This is a genomic window from Solitalea canadensis DSM 3403, from assembly GCF_000242635.2.
Lineage (GTDB): Bacteria > Bacteroidota > Bacteroidia > Sphingobacteriales > Sphingobacteriaceae > Solitalea > Solitalea canadensis.
The window spans coordinates 1959210-1976376 of the sequence record NC_017770.1 but is presented as its reverse complement, the minus strand read 5'-3'; the positions used below and the strand labels follow the sequence as shown (position 1 = coordinate 1976376).

General features: G+C 36.9%; 12 protein-coding genes. 3 read left to right on the top strand and 9 right to left on the bottom strand.

The annotated features are described in order from the left end of the window. Positions 1 to 6: 6 nt before the first annotated feature. Complete coding sequence (locus SOLCA_RS23115) at positions 7 to 3870, bottom strand: PKD domain-containing protein (RefSeq protein WP_157604534.1); 3864 nt, start codon at positions 3868 to 3870, stop codon at positions 7 to 9. A 554-nt stretch (positions 3871 to 4424) separates the two neighbouring features. Continuing rightward, positions 4425 to 4961 carry a hypothetical protein gene (locus SOLCA_RS07940; protein ID WP_042479531.1) on the bottom strand — a complete coding sequence of 179 codons (537 nt, stop codon included), beginning with the start codon at positions 4959 to 4961 and terminating at the stop codon, positions 4425 to 4427. A gap of 131 nt (positions 4962 to 5092) precedes the next feature. Here SOLCA_RS07940 and SOLCA_RS07935 point away from each other — a divergent pair, with 131 nt between their 5' ends. Next, the gene (locus tag SOLCA_RS07935) at positions 5093 to 5854 is read left to right on the top strand and encodes a class I SAM-dependent methyltransferase (protein WP_014679922.1); all 762 of its coding nucleotides are present in this window, start codon (positions 5093 to 5095) and stop codon (positions 5852 to 5854) included. 10 nt (positions 5855 to 5864) lie between these two features. Here SOLCA_RS07935 and SOLCA_RS07930 read toward each other — a convergent pair whose 3' ends face one another. The 5 genes from SOLCA_RS07930 to SOLCA_RS07910 all read right to left on the bottom strand — a co-directional run bounded on the left by SOLCA_RS07930 (position 5865) and on the right by SOLCA_RS07910 (position 11412). Then, positions 5865 to 6251 carry a nuclear transport factor 2 family protein gene (locus tag SOLCA_RS07930; protein ID WP_014679921.1) on the bottom strand — a complete coding sequence of 129 codons (387 nt, stop codon included), beginning with the start codon at positions 6249 to 6251 and terminating at the stop codon, positions 5865 to 5867. A 61-nt stretch (positions 6252 to 6312) separates the two neighbouring features. Next, a complete protein-coding gene (locus tag SOLCA_RS07925; RefSeq protein WP_014679920.1) occupies positions 6313 to 7692 on the bottom strand; it encodes a carcinine hydrolase/isopenicillin-N N-acyltransferase family protein in 1380 nt (459 codons plus the stop codon). A 144-nt stretch (positions 7693 to 7836) separates the two neighbouring features. Then, positions 7837 to 8535 (bottom strand): alpha/beta hydrolase, encoded by a 699-nt coding sequence (locus SOLCA_RS07920; protein ID WP_014679919.1) that lies wholly within the window; start codon positions 8533 to 8535, stop codon positions 7837 to 7839. 254 nt (positions 8536 to 8789) lie between these two features. Beyond that, on the bottom strand, positions 8790 to 9425 hold the full coding sequence (locus SOLCA_RS07915; protein WP_014679918.1) for a response regulator transcription factor: 636 nt from the start codon (positions 9423 to 9425) through the stop codon (positions 8790 to 8792). Continuing rightward, positions 9412 to 11412: an ATP-binding protein gene (locus SOLCA_RS07910; RefSeq protein ID WP_014679917.1), complete on the bottom strand. Its 2001-nt coding sequence runs from the start codon at positions 11410 to 11412 to the stop codon at positions 9412 to 9414. Before SOLCA_RS07910 ends, SOLCA_RS07915 begins: the two co-directional genes overlap by 14 nt. A 371-nt stretch (positions 11413 to 11783) precedes the next feature. Between SOLCA_RS07910 and SOLCA_RS07900 the strand changes: the two genes are divergently transcribed. Next, complete coding sequence (locus tag SOLCA_RS07900; RefSeq protein ID WP_014679916.1) at positions 11784 to 12182, top strand: hypothetical protein; 399 nt, start codon at positions 11784 to 11786, stop codon at positions 12180 to 12182. Positions 12183 to 12226: 44 nt separating this feature from the next. Further along, positions 12227 to 12793, top strand: coding sequence for an outer membrane beta-barrel protein (locus SOLCA_RS22275; protein ID WP_014679915.1), 567 nt, complete (start codon positions 12227 to 12229; stop codon positions 12791 to 12793). Between the two features lie 101 nt (positions 12794 to 12894). On the opposite strand, the gene SOLCA_RS07890 is transcribed toward SOLCA_RS22275, so the two are convergent. Then, on the bottom strand, positions 12895 to 15087 hold the full coding sequence (locus SOLCA_RS07890; protein WP_014679914.1) for a glycoside hydrolase family 3 C-terminal domain-containing protein: 2193 nt from the start codon (positions 15085 to 15087) through the stop codon (positions 12895 to 12897). Positions 15088 to 15173: 86 nt separating this feature from the next. Next, positions 15174 to 17147, bottom strand: coding sequence for a sialate O-acetylesterase (locus SOLCA_RS07885; RefSeq protein ID WP_014679913.1), 1974 nt, complete (start codon positions 17145 to 17147; stop codon positions 15174 to 15176). Positions 17148 to 17167 lie beyond the last annotated feature (20 nt).

The following is a 17167-nucleotide window of genomic DNA, read 5'->3' as shown; positions in this document are numbered from 1 at the left end:
ACATCTTTATTGTAAACAGTCTGAGGCATAAGAGTTAAACTTCAGATAAGAACTGTTTAATAAATTTATGGTTGAAGTATTGGGACTTGTAACAGCGCCAGATGTTGGGAAACACCAATCTCCAGTGGAAGGATCAACATAAATACTCTTAAACCCTATTACTTTGTTAAAATAAACCTTAACAGTATAATTCCCTTGCAAAATAGGCTGACCAGTAGCTAATTGTACGTCTGTGAAATTATATTTTAAAGTTGCACCTTCATAAAACTCAACTCTTGTAAGAGCATATTTCAAACCCGTTGTATTATTATTATAAGTAACAATAATGGTTTGAGGAGTAATGGTTATTACAAAAGTGTTGCTAAGTGATCCATAAATAGGTGAATTTGCAGTTAATGTTACCGTATAAGAGCCTGCCAAAGTATAGGTATGTGCGGGTGAACTCAATGAAGAAGTGGAAACCGGAGCAGATCCGTCACCAAAGTTCCAGGTATAGGTTAACCCATCACTTATAGGAGTATTATAACCACTTGTTGTAAATACTACGGACGAATTAGCAACAGCTGATCCTCCATGAATAATTGAAGGCTTGGTAAAGTAATTGTAACTGTTAGCATCAACATATGTATTTTTCAAAGTTATTTGTTTATCCTGATCGTAAACAAATCTTAAACGTCCAAATGAATCATAAGTGTAGTATTTAGAAACACCATTACTGTTGGTTTCTGCAATTTTATCATTTGTTGTTTTGTCATAAGCAACGGTGGCTATTTCTGATGTTTCCGGATAAAAAAATACATCATCAATTAAAATAGCTGCTGAAGATTGAAACTGAGCTGTAAAACTAGCCGACATATTTGTTAATGGAACTTTCAACTCATAATATTTCCATGTATTAGTGCTGTTAATAAATGGTAAGGTATAAGTAGAAGTTTGGCTGCTTGTATTTGTTAATGAAACTGTTATATTTCCTGTAGTGTTGGAGTTTATCCAAACAGAGAAAATATAATTTTTTGCCCTGCTATTTTTTACTACGTTCGTTTTTATCATTGACATTAATGCCTCCAATGATAATGCGTATTGGCCAGTTCTACTATTGGTAGATAATGTATTAGTCCCACTCTGTCTAACAAACCCACAATCTTTAATAGTACTGTTAAAGTCATTATAGGCAATTTCATCATAGCGGGCATTACTGATACTTGCGACAGGCAAAAAGTTATCATGATCTGTAAGAACAGATTGAATATTTTTATTATTGTCATCGCTGTTTAATGGAAATCCCGAGAAATCATATGCAAGAACATTTCCTGTGACTGTATAATTAGGATCACTTGAGAAAACTCCGGAAGCTACAGTTGACGGTTGGAAAGAAGCAATTCCATCTCCTGAAACAAATTTTAAACTTTGAGAAGGAAGATTAAGGGTGCGGACTCCCTGCGCATTGAATGTATTAAATTTGGTCAATTCAGCTCCTACCGTCTTATTTACTCCGCTTCTTTCGACTTGAAAATACCTTTCAACAGGTATATTTACATTAAATTGTTGAAGATTTCTCATCGCGACTACATTCGGATCCGAACCTGTAGAAACATTATAATCTTTCAAATATTTAATGAAACTTCTTTGAATTGTTCCATCGCTATTTATAGTTTGTTGTTGCGTTAACAACTTATGAGATGTTCCGGTATAATAGTAATTTATTGAAGTAGCCTGACCTTGAGATAGGGTTTGCGAATCATAAACCGTTCTACTTTCCTGGCTTAATAATTGACCGCTAGATACATAAGAAGTATACTTTCCATATGATAACCCAGCAATATTTGATTCGTATTTTAAACCTGTGATTACAATCGGAGCATTTATACGTTGATAACTATAATTAACGAAATCAACTATCTGACTCGTCTCGTTATAATTAGTGATTTTTTTTAGAAGCCCCCTTTCAAAATCAAAATTTGTATTTGGAAGAAAAGGATAAGTATTAATATCATTCTTCATAAAGCCGGCAGCAACACAGGAACTTCTGGCGAAGTTTTGTATTGGCAATGTCCAATCGGGGGGCGCTGTCTGATCCCAAGCTGTTGCCGGATTAGTAAACTCATACAATGTACTACCGGCTCCTTGTCTGCTTTCTTTCACATGACTGTAAATAATGGTATTATCTTCTGCAGATAAGTTTTCTTCAGACCTAACAGTTGAAAAATTCCATTGATCTTGTGTGGTTCCGGTACCCGTATAAGGAGTTGTGAATGCGTAAACAGGTACTGAAATGGGTTTACCACTCGATTTTAATGTTGACGGATTGATATAAGAAAAATTTCTTTCAATATTATTAGCCGTATTTACGCTGTCAGAAAAAATTACTTGCTTTATACGAATTCCCCCACCCTGCATAACGGCAGCAGCAGTATTATCGTAATAATCATTTGATTCATATACAAACGAAGCTGTACCTCCATCCGGAAAAGAAACCTTATTTAAAGAACCATTATCTACCACAGATGGATTAACAGCCCTTGATGCCCCAGTTAATAAGTACGGGTACACAGAAGGATTATTAACAGCCTGGTTGGTTCTGTACCTCTCATAAGATCCATTTGAAGGATTTACATAAATTTGAGGAGTTAAATTTGTTGCTCCGCTGGCGTTATAGTAACCCCAAATATCTCGTTCTTTAGATGTACTATCCGGAAGTGAGAGACTGTAGGACCCTCCTCCTCCTGAACGTACTAATGATTTATAAGCAAAATGATAAGCAGCAGGGTCTCCGGTTGCTACATTTGTTGCCTTCAAATCAACTAAAAAACGCCTTCCTCCAACATCGGCATAAGAAAAATAATAGGTTTTTCCAAAACCTGCCACTGAGTTTAATATAGGTTTTCTCCAAGGTGTATAGGTGTTCTCAAATAAAGTATATGAAAATGTTAATTTAGGTATTAGGGTAATACCATCGCTACAATTAATGTAAGCTACTCTTTTAGAAAGCACAGATGAATTGATCAAATACTGTATTTTCTTTGTTGTAGCTCCTCCGGTCCCTCCCAGAATTGTGATTACTGGAGTTGAAGAATTATCTTCTGAATCACCGGGTAAATCCCCTCCGTAATCATAATCTAAAGAGATGTAGTTGCCATTTAAATCAGTGATTTTCTTTAATTTCCAGGAGCTATTAAAGGTTATTCCTGAACTAAACTGATCATACTTTCTTTTAAAATAAGTAATACCTGTTGGATTAGAACTACTGGTTTTCATGGTAGTTGGCTCTACTACTGAAAACTCATATTTAATCCCTTTATCATTAGTGATAGTGAAAGAAGTGATCAAACCAGAGGAAGCATCAGTTGCATAAACTATCGATAGATCCTGATAGGGGCTAACTCTAATGGTCTTATTATTATCAAATACTACTTGACATGATAATCCTGGAGCATTTACATGAAAAATATCCGGTTCTGTGTCGGAAAGATCTGAAAAATTACTATTAACATAAGTTATATCCGATGTTTCATCTGGACAGGTAGCTGCACTGTTATCATTAGCGATTGTAAAACTGTTTATCTTCGTTCCGTTAGTATTATATAGCCAACCTAAACGGCTGTTAGGTGTTGTTGCATTATCTTTTTTGCAATCATCGGGTAAACCTCTTAGTTCACGAGAAATTTCTCCACCTGCGTTTAATTGCCAGGTTAAACCAATTGGACCATCCAAATCTGTTGGCTTTACTCCATTGGTATTATAACTCAAACTCACAGGTATTACAGCATCTCCACTCGTGATTGTGTACAGTGGTAAAGTTACATTGGGTGCTCCTGTAAAATAATTAACATTAATTTCCTTTCTCTGTCCAAATGCATTAATTGTTAGCATAATAAATAAAGACATAAGGAAGGGTACACTTCGATTTTTGGTATTTTTTTTAATCATATTAGATGTTCATTATACAATCCTTTAATTTTTATTAACTCTATTTGTTTTTGTGTACAAGTTTCAATTTCTTACCCATCGCCGTTTATGTAATTCATGATCCTCCTTTTTAGATTTTAGTCGATGATTATATTTCTAATACCTTTATAGCTTCATATCAAAACATAGAAGTGCATGTAGTTTAGCTTCTGCCAACTAGATTCTTAACAAAAACAGAAAGCTTCTATTAAGAGAGTGATTAAATCAAACCTTTGTTTACCTTATTTTACTAATGAATAATCATTTTGAATGGTAGGTATAATACGGAAGGTGTTTTTCAAAAATTGCAGACAACATTCTTGCTTTTCTTTGGCTTATTTGCCGGAACAAAAAATCAAAAACAAAAAATAGAATCCAAATATAAATTGAAGATTTACTTATGGTTATAATTAGAATATTAATAATTAATTAAGGGAATTATTAATATTCTATTGTAAATTATATAAACCTATACCTTTTCAGAACTTAACTACCGGCAATGGATTCAAGGGATTTTTTACCAAATTTTTAAGAAAGGCCTTCACCAGGAACCAATGGAAGCCCTTGTTTTCAAATTTATTTCTGACGGCTTTAATATATTCTTTTTCGTGCCCATTTCCGATCAACCCTAAACTAAGATCAACTAAGTCAGCCTGTCTGAATAACTCTGCAAGTGCGGATGTGGTTACCTTGTTTAATTTATGGTGATCATCTATCATCAATTCAATTTCAGCTGTCGTTTCCGGGGTTAATTCATTAGTTAGACAATAATTTCTTGCTAATTTGATAGAGGGCTGTAAATAATCAAACGTTGAATTTGTCCAGATACCGATATCGTGAAATGCGGCGGCAATGGCTAATTTTTGCAGGTCTTCTTTGGAATTAATAGAACTGACAGCAAAATTAAATACCCTGTAAACATGATTCTTATAAGGCTCATAATAATGTCCAAGGTCTGTTTTATATACATTTAATATCGAATCGATGGTTTCATCTTTTTCTATAATGGGCAGCATGTTTAACGTTTTTGTAGCTATATAGTTTATAAACAATTGTAGTATAGTAAATTAATGATTTTATATCAACTATCGCTTTTTGATTTTTCCTGACAAAAAATAACTAACGCGGATTCATTTATATTTGCACTATGATCAACAACTCCACAAAGCGTTTTTCAAACAAGGTGCTGGATTATGTAAAGTATCGCCCTGATTATCCTCCACAGGTAATCGAATTTTTAAAAAAACAAACTGGCTTATCTGCCACCTATCGAGTTGCAGACATTGGGTCCGGAACCGGAATTTTCACCAAACATTTATTGGATCTTGGTTGCGAGGTTTTTGCTGTTGAACCTAATGAACCGATGCGTTTGGCTGCGGAAGAGATGCTCAAAGAATACCCAAATATGGTGTCAGTTTCGGCGCCTGCTGATGAGACAACCCTCCCCGATCATTCCGTTGATCTGATTGTTTCAGCGCAAGCTTTTCATTGGTTTAATACGGCTGAGACTAAAAAAGAATTTCAACGTATATTAAAGCCAGACAGCTTTGTTGCGCTTCTGTGGAATAAGCGAATAGCAGAAGCTGATGCGTTTTCTATGGCCTATGATGTGCTGCTTCAACAAAAAAGTACCGATTATAAGGAGATAAATCATCGCAAGCTTGATCATACTGATTTTTCTTCCTTTTTCAGAGACGGTAACTATACCAAAGTAACATTTCCCAATTATCAGTTTTTTGATGAATCCGGTTTGATCGGACGAGCAAGTTCTTCTTCCTATGTTCCATTACCTGATACGCACGAGGGAAAGGTATTTATTAACGAGCTAAAAACTATCTTTAATCAATACCAGCAAAATGGTGAAGTGAAATTTCAATATAGTACCGAAGTTTACCTCGGACAAATTTGATCCGGCGTATTTATGCCACGATGGCGCAGCAACCTCCAATAACTTTTAATGAGTCGTCGAATTGTTTCCAAACCCTCAGGTATCTAAACGTTCCTGAAATTGGTTGACCTAACATTTCTCCAGAAGCATTAACCAATAGGGCTACTGCGGCTGTGTCTCCAAATAACTTTATTGATTCGATGGAGGGAACAAACTTATCAATAACCATTGAACCCGACCGATGTGCTTCAAGGTCCATACTTTTAGTCAATGTTTGTCCGTCAGGTGTGATAAATACTAAATCATCATGTAACAACTGATCTAGTTGATCTACATTACTGCTTTTCATTGATTCAATTAATCGGTTTTCAGCTTCCAAAATTAAGTCTTGTGTTAGTAGGCTTTTTTCACTTTTCATGTGCGAATTTTAAAATAGATAGTAATTACTCAAGATATTAAAATCCGAAAGAAAAATAGAATTACTCCACCTTCAAATAAGAATCCCACCATTCTGTTGGTTTTACGTGTAACTGATTTGCAGGGTCCTGAATCCAAAAAGTGTCATCAATGTTAAATTTATAAGCATATTCTCCAGGTGGAATTTTAATGGTGCAGCTCCAGCCATCCTTTGTTCGTGTGAACAAATTTGCCTTCGGATCATAGTTATTGAATGTTCCTACCAAAGCTATTTTATCAGCCCCTTGCATACCTTTTATGCGAAACGTGATACTATCTGACTGCCCAAAAAGGCCAGGGTAAAAACTTGCTGGATTTATGTCCAACGCTTTTTTGTAGCATTTATTAGCTTCAACTTTATTACCATCTTTCAGGTATGCATTGGCCAATGCTGCATTTGCTTTTTCTGAATTTGGATAGTACTGTAAGTTTACTGTTAGCAATGAAATAGCATCAGCTACTTTATTGCTGTCGAGCAGTTGATATCCCAATTGTTCAATGTCGTTTTCAGTAAAGGTATATCCTATGTCAGCACGTCGCTTTCCTTGATAGAATTCAATTGTTTTAGTGATTCCATCCTTTTTATAGATCGTGATCAGTTCGTCAGTAATACGCTTTGGAAATAAATCGTTGATCTCAATAACTTGTTTACCTGCTTTTAATAGTTCGGGCAGATCTATTTTCTTAACCTGTGAAAAATTACCTCGTTGATATAAATAGATCGTATTAGACCTCAAATCACATATCTGTGAATAAAGCGTAGCGTTATCAGTTTCGTGCTGGGCGGTATTTTCAAGAATCTTGGTAAAAAGATCAACGGTGCACGGATTATTGTTCAATAACTGATTAGCGGTGTTTCTTCTCCAACATTTAAAATCTTTATTTGCAGGATTAGCTAAGTTATAATTGGTAAGGGTAAATTTTTTATCGGTTGGACGGATAATATAACTCGCATTGATAATCGCATAATCGCCAAATTTGTCAGCTACCAAAATCTGAGCCTTTTCATACCAGGTAAGATTATACTTGCTAACAAGCTTTATAACATCTTCAACCGTACTACATTCTCTTAATACTTTCTCGACAATGTAACCTTCGAAATCCGCTTTTTTCGGATCTTTAATCAGCTCCGCTTTTTGTGGTAATACAGCTACATCATAAAACAAGCCTTTATCATTCATTCCTCCTTCGGGATATTGTTCTTCGAATCCCCAAAAAACATACCCATTGGTATTCTGTTGCTGTGGTCTTACCCATAAGAACGTTTGAACCGTTGGTGTATAATCTTCATTGTTGCCCACCAAAACACTCTGCTTATTACAAGCAATAAAAATAGTACAGGCTGCTGAAGGAGTTACTTGTGAGAAGAAACTAGTTAGTAAAATCAGTAGTATCTTTTTCATAATCAGATAGTAGTAAATGTGTTATCGGATTAATAGACATAGTGATTTAACGGATGTTGCATGATGATTCATAAAAAAACCGGCAACATTGTGTCGGTTTTTATGAATACCTTCAGTTCTGATCAAATGGTTCGTTCATCAACACTATTTTTCAAACGAACTAGCTGCCTCAACAATCAAGTCCAGAACACCTTTGGGATGAGATGCTAATGAGGCATGACTGGCGCTTAAATGGATGATTTTTTTAGGTTGCATTCGCTCCGCCATTTCTTTTTGAGTTTCCGGAGGAATCACGTGATCATTATCGGAAATTTGGTACCACGTAGGTTTGTTTTTCCATGCGGGTTCACCCGATTCATCACCAAAACACTTACCATGAATAGGTTTTTGTGCTAATGACATCACCAATGTATCATTTTCGTCCAAATCCTGGCAAAAGCTTTTGTGATACTCGTCGTATTTAATCCACAGAAATCCTTTATTATCCGGATAAATACTAGCTCCTCCGGGAGGCTGCTCACGTCGGGCAAAAATACTTCCCAAACTTTCACCTTTGTCCGGAGCAAAGGCAGCAATATAAACCAGTCCCACCACCTTATCATGATGTCCGGCACCAGATATTACCGAACCACCATATGAATGCCCTACCAATAACACTTCTCCATCCTGAGCATCAAGCAAGTCTTTGGTTTTCTGAATATCATCTTCTAAAGATGTTAGTGGATTTTGTACACTCCTGACTTTATAACCCTGTTTATGCAAATCAGGAATAATATGCTGCCAATGAGAGCCATCGCCCCATGCACCATGTACCAATACAATGGTTAAATCTTTTGTTGCCATAATAATTGATCTGAAAAGGTGAAAAATTCTTTTACTGAATGACTTTAAGGGCTTAAAAGGCTTGGAATGGAATAAGTAGGTTCTTAGTGCTTTAATAGTTGTAAGCGAATATTGAAACGGTACTAATAAAAATAATTAAAAAATATAAGATGTGAGCCATCATTCTGTTCAATTAAACTAATTAATAGGCAAAATCATGGTAAACTAAGTACGTAGTATCAAAAAAGCTCAACTACGTATAGTTAAGCTTTTGTTTATAACAATTTATGCTCAATAGCCATTTTTATCAATTCAGCTACATTTTTAGCTTCAAATTTCTGTAGCAAATTACGGCGGTGGGTTTCTACGGTTAAAGGACTAACAAAAAGTTCTTCGGCAATTGCAGCCGTTGTATCACCGTTAGCAATTTTTTGTAGGATCTGTTTTTCCCTTTTGGTTACGGAAGGGATTGCTTTTAAGTCATTGAAAGAAGGTCGCATCATAATCTCCCTTGCCTCTCTACTAAACGCTAATTTACCTTCCAATGCTTCATTAATACAATTTAACAGTTCATGTGCGTCTGTATTTTTAAGCATATAACCAGCGGCACCATTTTGAAGCATTTGCATAATGATGCTTCGCTCCGATTGGTTGCTTAGTGCAATAACAACAGTAGTAGGCGCTATTTTTTTGATCTCTTTACATAACTCGATGCCATTCGAATCGGGTAGCATAATATCAAGCAGCACCACGTCTACTTTATTATCCTGCAAAAATGATATAAAATGATTACCGGTATTAAAGCTTATCGCTGTAATATTCGATTCGCTTTTAAGGAACATTTTTAAGCCCTCAATTACCATTGGGTGATCATCGACAATTGCTAGTATTAATTGATCAGACTGCAACATTTAATTCCACATTTACAGTTGTACCTTCACTTGCACTCGAGTTAATTTCCAGCTTTCCATCAAGGTATCTAACCCTGTTTTCAATGTTGTTTAACCCCATCCCTTTTTTAACCGTTTTTAATTTGCTGTCGAACCCTTTACCATCATCTTCTACTGTAATAAAAAATACATCTCCATTCTGACTGCATTGAACGGTGATGTTTCGAGCCTCAGCATGACGGATCGCATTCGACAATGTTTCCTGAACGATACGATAAATGGCCACTTGGGTAGATAGACTCAAGTTATCGGCAATACTGTAAGCCTCGTAATTGATGGCTGTATATTTCGTTTGCATGGAATCGCAAAGATCACGCAACGCGGTCTGTAAGCCAAAACGCATAAGGGTTTCCGGCATCATGTTATGTGCAATGCGACGTAATTCGGTAACCGAATTATCCAACTGGTCAATAATTTTGGTTAACTCGCTGCCGTAAGGAGCTTTCTCTATTTGAGCAGCTTCTCCCGACAGTTTAATTTTAATACCGGCCAACATCCCACCTAATCCATCGTGCAGATCCCTGGCAACACGCCTGCGTTCGCGTTCCTCTCCTTCCAACATTGCCTCGGCCATTGCCAATTGTTGTTGATTCTCCATTTCTTTCAATTGCTGCTGATGATTAATCTCCTTTTGTTCTGATAATTTTTTCTGATTCTTAAAGTAAATCGTAGAGAAAACTGCCGAAATCAATAAAAGCAAGGAAATGGCACCCAGCAACCAGTTAAATAAACGATTATTACGAGCAGAAAGGTCCGCTTCCTTTTTTTCTGATTCTAAAAGGGATATCTTTTTCTGGTTTTCTGCATGTTGATATTTTGCCTCTAACTCATTAATCTTTTCCTTCATGTGACTTGCACTCAGGCTATCGCTTAATAAACTGTGCTTCATAGCCCAGTTATACGCTTCGCCCATGTTACCGAGGTATTCGTTGGTTTTTGCTAACTGAAAATAAACGGTTTTCCGGTTGTTAACGTCAGCAATCAGCGTCCCCTCTTTTACCACTTCGGTTAATAATTGTTTGGCACTTTTAAAGTCCTTCTGTTCAAGAAATATATTATATTTTCTAAAAACAAGCATTTGCAGAAGTTGTGCCTGTCCGTATTTTTTAGCTAACTGAACACCTTTATCCAAACTTGCCAGGGCTTTGGTAAAATCAGCTTTGGCCGTGTAATAAAGTCCTTCATTGTAATAATAATTAGGATAATGAGTTGACTCGGGATTCGATTCGAGAATCTTCTTTGCTTTATCCAGCATTTTTTTAGCCTCATCAGACTTCCCTTTATAAATATAATTACTGGTTGCCGATAAATAAGCTAACATTAACGTGGTTGATCCGGGCTTTTTGTTTTCTAGTAAATCAATGGCTTTTTTGTTATAGATCTCCGCTTTATCAAATTGGGAGTTATACATCAGAATAGTACCCAATTGTGAATAATAATGGGCTGCTTTCTCCGTATTTCCTGATTTTTCAGCTAAGGGAATGGATTTATTAAACAGAATATCGATAAGAAAATCATCTCCTTTTTCATTTCGAACCATGATTCCATAATTATACCATGATGCAGCCAGGCTTTGTTGACTTTCCGGCGTTTTAAACGAAGCCAGCATTTCAACGGCCTTCTTGAAGGATACAGCCGCCCTTGGTTGATTGCGATGGAAATAATACTGACCCTCATAAAAATAATATAAGGCCTGTAGGTAAGGAGTTTGGCTAGCCAACTGTTTTCCCTTTGTTAAGTAAATTTTACTCTTAACCGTGTCTTTAGCTCGCCAGTAATCCGATAACAAATAATTCACATTTGCTTTAACACTATCCGTTTGCTTGGATTGCAGAATAGTCGTTAAACTATCAGCGTAGGCCTTTTCATTAACAGGTAATAATTGCTGTGCCGAAAGGTTCAAGAACAAACTCCATAAAAGTCCTGTGAGTAGTATATGTTTTCGCATTTAAAATAGAATGTTAATCGAAAAGGTTTGGTTTAAATTTACTATTTGTCAGCTTTTTAGTATCAAAACTTAATTAAAAGTGACTAAAAATGCTCGAAATTAAATTAAAAAAGATAAAAATACAGGAAAACCAGTAGAAAAAAATACGGGTTTTCAGCGATTACATTTCTTTTTTCGCGCTTGTAGCTTTGTTGTGTGAAAACTTCTATACAGTGGATCACGATTAAAACCAACAACGCATGAAAATTAAAACAAGCCATAATGCCAGTGATGGAAACTGCCTTCTTGTTTTTAGCAACTGTATTCATCTCAGCAATACACATCCTAATAAATCAACTATTCAATTGTAAATCACATTTAAATTAAATATCATGTCAAAGAAAATTTTATCTATTATTGTAGTGTTATTAGCATTCAGCATTGTTAATGTTTCTTGTAAAAAAGATGACGATAACAATCCGGGTACATCTAAAGAAAGAAAAGTGAAGTTCAAAGCATTTACATCTGATAATGCCAAGATATCTATTGCTATTCATACCAATGCTCAGGGCGATAATCAAACTAATACCAATATTAATGCAAAAACATGGGAAAGTGCTGAAATAACTATTCCAGCATCGGTTCCTGCCATTAATTTCGGTGCAAATGGCAGTACTAATACATTAGGTGACAATGGTAAACTTACCGTCCAAATCATTATTGATGGGAAAGTGGTAAAAGAGAATGTTTCAAACGGAGATGTGTTAAGTGCAAGTGCCATTGTTTATTAAGTTAATTTTCAACATTTACATATTAACATCTTAAACGTACACAAGTGAAATTTAAATTTGTATTTGCGATTTTAGTTACCCTAATCGCTGTAAGTGCACAAGTGAAAGCACAAAGCACTTCATTCATTAAAGGCGACAAAGCTTTGAATTTAGGTATTGGCTTAGGAAGCACCGGGTTTTCCGGTTCCGGCTATAATATGTCGGTTCCTCCTGTTTCAGTGTCATTAGAATTTGGTATCAAAGACAACCTGTTTAACGACAGCAAATGTGCTCTTGGTGTTGCTCCATACATTGGATACGCAAGTTATAATTACGCTTATGACTACGGAATGGCTAACAACGGCAAAACCAAATTAACCGATTTAATTATTGGAGTAAATGGAAATATTCACTATGAATTTGTGAATAAATTAGATACTTACGCAGGCTTAATGTTAGGTTATGAAAACGTATCGTGGAAAGATTCATCATTCGGTAGCATTGCCGGTAGTGGTATGTTTGTAGGAGTAAATATTGGCGGTCGCTATTATTTCACTGACAATTTAGCTGCCATGATGGAAATCGGATATGGAGTAACTTATCTGAACCTTGGTGTAGCTTTCAAACTCTAATCAATAAAAATGGATTAAGTAGAAAACTCCGTGCAACGAGCACGGAGTTTTTTGTTTATAATAAGGTTGATAACAAGCTGTTGAAATTTCAGACGTAAGGATTAATTGTTATAAACAATCGATTTTTGTTGTCTGATATCTCTTGAAGAACTACCTATCAAAATATCAAATTTACCGGGTTCTACCACCCATTTATTTTCTTTATCATTAAAATAATGGAAGGCTTCATCATTAAGTTCAAATGAGATCTCTTTTGATTCACCTGGTTTTAAGAAGATTTTTTGGAAAGCCTTTAATTCCTTCTCAGGGCGTTTTAATGAAGATTTTACTTGTTTCACATATAACTGGGCCACTTCAGCACCTCCTACTTTTCCGGTGTTTTTTATGGTGATGGTAGCTGTTGTTTTATCATCGCCGGCTGCCACCTTCATGTTTTCATAAGAAAATGTTGTATACGATAATCCATGACCGAAAGCAAACTGAGGCTGCACTTTATACGTATCGAAATACCGATAACCAACAAAAATATCCTCTTTATAATGAGCCACGTTGTTAACGCCAGGAAAATCGCCAAACTTATGTGCAGGAGAATCTTCCAGTTTTTTAGGGAAGGTCATTGGCAATTTTCCTGAAGGGTTTACCTCACCAAACAGAATTTTAGCTAAAGCGTTTCCACCTTCCATACCTGCGTACCAGCCTTCAAGAACACCTTTTGCATCACCGATCCATTGTGTTACATCAATCGGTCCACCTCCTGTAAGTACCACAACTGTATGTGGATTGGCTTTTAAAACGGCTTTTATCAACTCATTCTGACCGAAAGGCATATCCATATCAGGTTTATCAACACCTTCGGCATCATAAGCATTATCATTCCACACTGAATAATCATATCCATGCGTCCATCCTACCACCAAAATTGCTATTTCAGCTTTTGAAGCGGCGCTAACGGCTTCACTGATCAGTTTTGCATCAGCTTGTTGTCCCCTTGCAATTTTATAACCCTGCGCATACTGGATATTAACAGTACTACCCAGCAGATTTTTTAAACCTTGTAAAAGAGTGATCTCATACTTCGCTTTCACCTGTGAGCTGCCTCCTCCCATTGAATTTGGACGATTCGCATTTTCTCCAATAACTGCAATGGACTTAAGGTCATTTTTCTGCAACGGAAGAATTCCGTTTTCGTTTTTCAACAAGACAATCCCTTCTTCGGCAACTTTAAGAGCTACTTTCTGATGTTCTTTGGTATTAAAACTTCCCGGTTGACGTTTTCCATCGATCATATTGGTCTTGAACATTACCCAAAGAATACGACGTACTTTTTCATCGATCAGTTGCTCTGAAAGCTTGCCGCTTTTTACAAGCGCCAGCACTGTATCGGCCATGAAAAACTTGTTGTAATTAGGGTTAGGTAACATTCCCAAATCTGTTCCCATTTCAAGGTCTGTTCCATTTTGCATGGCCTCCATGGTATTATGTACCGCTCCCCAGTCGCTCATTAACACACCTTTAAAACCCCATTCGCCTTTTAAGATCTTTTTAACCAAGTATTCATTATGAGTAGCATATTGCCCTCTAAACTTATTATAAGAACCCATAACCGTATTTACACCACCATCAACAACAGCTGCTTTAAAAGCGGGCAAATAAATTTCGCGCAGGGCTCGTTCGCTCATTTGTACATCAACGGTATTGCGATCGACCTCTTCGTTATTGGCTGCATAATGTTTAACGCAAGCCGATACGCCCTGATCTTGTACCCCTTTGATGTAACCTACAGCCATTTTCGAAATCAGGTATGGGTCTTCACTCAGGTATTCAAAATTACGGCCACACAACGGCGAACGAATGATATTTACACCAGGTCCAAGAATAACATCTTTACCCCTGTAATTAGCCTCACTGCCCAATACGGCCCCAAATTGATAGCCCAAATCGGTATTCCAGGTAGCTGCTAACGTGTTACCAGTTGGCAAATAAGTTGCGGCATCATCAACATTTGTATCAACAGTCCAGTCTCTGCCATGCTCTACCCTTACTCCATGTGGCCCATCCGATGTTACCAGCTCCGGAATGCCTAATCGCTCAATTCCGGCGGAGGTAAAAGAGGAATTTCCATGAATCATTCCTACCTTTTCCTCTAAGGTCATTTTTTCGATTAATTGTTCTATTTTTTGCTCGAATCGTTCTTCATCCGCGCCTTTGGACTGCTGGCAGCCCTGTAACCCTATATTCATCATCATAAATGCTATAATCCCAAGTTGTGAGACCATCACTTTGCTACGTTTCATATCAATTGCGTTTGTTTAGTTGCTTATGGTTATCGTTTGTTCCAATTTTATATCAGCTGGGCGTAATTGACTGCTAACCGTTTCATTTAATTACGTTTATCTGTTAAACCTTCAAACGAATCGGTTCTAAAAGGTGAAGCAGGTAGACCGTTCTTGTTGTATAAATTGCAATCCGGATTATCGGCCCATCCGTAACGGACAGCTACCGGATTGCTGACTTTAGCTGAGCTTACCTCTATAAAATCGCCTTTAATGGCAGCGGTTGCCCAATAAAATTTCTGGTCGCTTCCGGCAATTGCAAAACCCTTTAATTGATCGTTATTTAAAGCAATCAATCCATTTTCTGCATTTTTAAATCGAAGCACAATGGTGTTACCTTGTATTTGTTGTGAATCATAAACTGGACCCTGACTAACTACATCACTCCTATTGTAAACTTTAGCTTCTGCTGCTAAAGCCAATCGATAACCCACATCCTGTTTATTCTTTGGATGAATATCATTCGCTTCTCCTATATCAATAATAGTGGCCATAGCCGTATTAGGGTAATGGAGGGTATTTAATTGCGCCTCTCTTAATTCGGCCCACTCACTATTAACCGGTTCGGGATTTTGCTGCAAGTAATTAGCTAATTGCACATAAAGGAACGGCAAATACCCTTGCTTCCAACGTACCCTCCAGTCGTTGATCATTGATGGGAAAAGAGTTTTATACAGGTAGGCACTTCCTGTGTTATTTTCTCCCTGATACCAGATAAAACCTTTAATTCCGTAAGGAATCAACGGATTGATCATCGCATTGTACAAATACGTTGGATAATGCTGATAATTAATGGTTGGAGGTAGATCGGACTCCAGTCCTTTTTTATATTTCCAAGCACCTGTCAAGCTTATTTTGTTGGTTCCATACGATAAATACAGGCTATCGGCTGGTGGATTAATACCTCCGCCGCCCCATAGGAATGCTTCTCTTAACAGTATAACATTCTTTCCTTTTTTAATGAATTTTGCAGGAACAGTATAGGTGTGACTTAATGCGTTGTTCCATTTATTCTGACAAATGAGTTGGCCGTTAAAATAGAGCCAATAATTCATCTCCGGATGACCGAGGTTAATCTGAAGGTCTTTACCGGCTGCTATTTCCGGTAGTTCAACCACTTTTCGAAACCAAACAATTCCCTGGTAAGGACCGTCTGCCCATTTTCTTACCGTAGCAGGCATCTGCAAAGTCGACCATTTTGAGTCGTCGTAGTTTACAGCCTGAATGTTTTGCTTAAGGGCATTAGCTGAATTCTGAATAAGATCCCAGTACTGTTTTATTAGCACTTCATTTTTCTTAAAGCTTTCGCCGTTAACATTTTCGTTTTCATGCTGCGTGATTATTTTGGCAACGGAAGGAACTGACATCAGCGGTTCTTTGCTCGTCCATGCTTCAACCGGAGTTCCGCCCCAGGTCGATTGAATGATGCCGACAGGAATATTTTCTTGTTGATTTAAGTGACGGCTGAAATAATAGGCAACAGCCGAAAACTCACCTACTGTTGTTGAATCTATTGATTTCCATTCAGCCGGAAGTATATCTGTTTTAGCTTCAGGAGCTACATCATGCGGAACAATAAGGAATCGGATATTCGGATACTTTGCATTTTTTATTTCAGTAGGCGCATTTTTAGATTCGCTTACCTTCATTTCCATGTTTGATTGTCCAGAGGCAACCCAAACATCTCCAATCAAAACATTTTTAAATGCTATTGTTTCTTTGGCAACTTCATTTCCGGAGCTTGCATAGACTTTTAATTCATAAGGACCTCCGGCTGGCAATGCATTTAGCATAGCTTTCCAAGAACCATTTGAGTTGCTATTGGTGATAGTAGTATTCCCGGCAAGTTCAACCCAAACTTTTGCACCCGGATTGGCTTTTCCCCAAACCGGAATAGCAATATCCCGTTGCAAAACCATATTACTGCCAAAAACTTTCGGCATTACTAATTGTGCTGTTGCAGTAAAACCGCTAAACAGACTTATCAGTAGAAATGTTATTTTATATTTTATCATACGCATATTTCACTGTTTTTAAACCA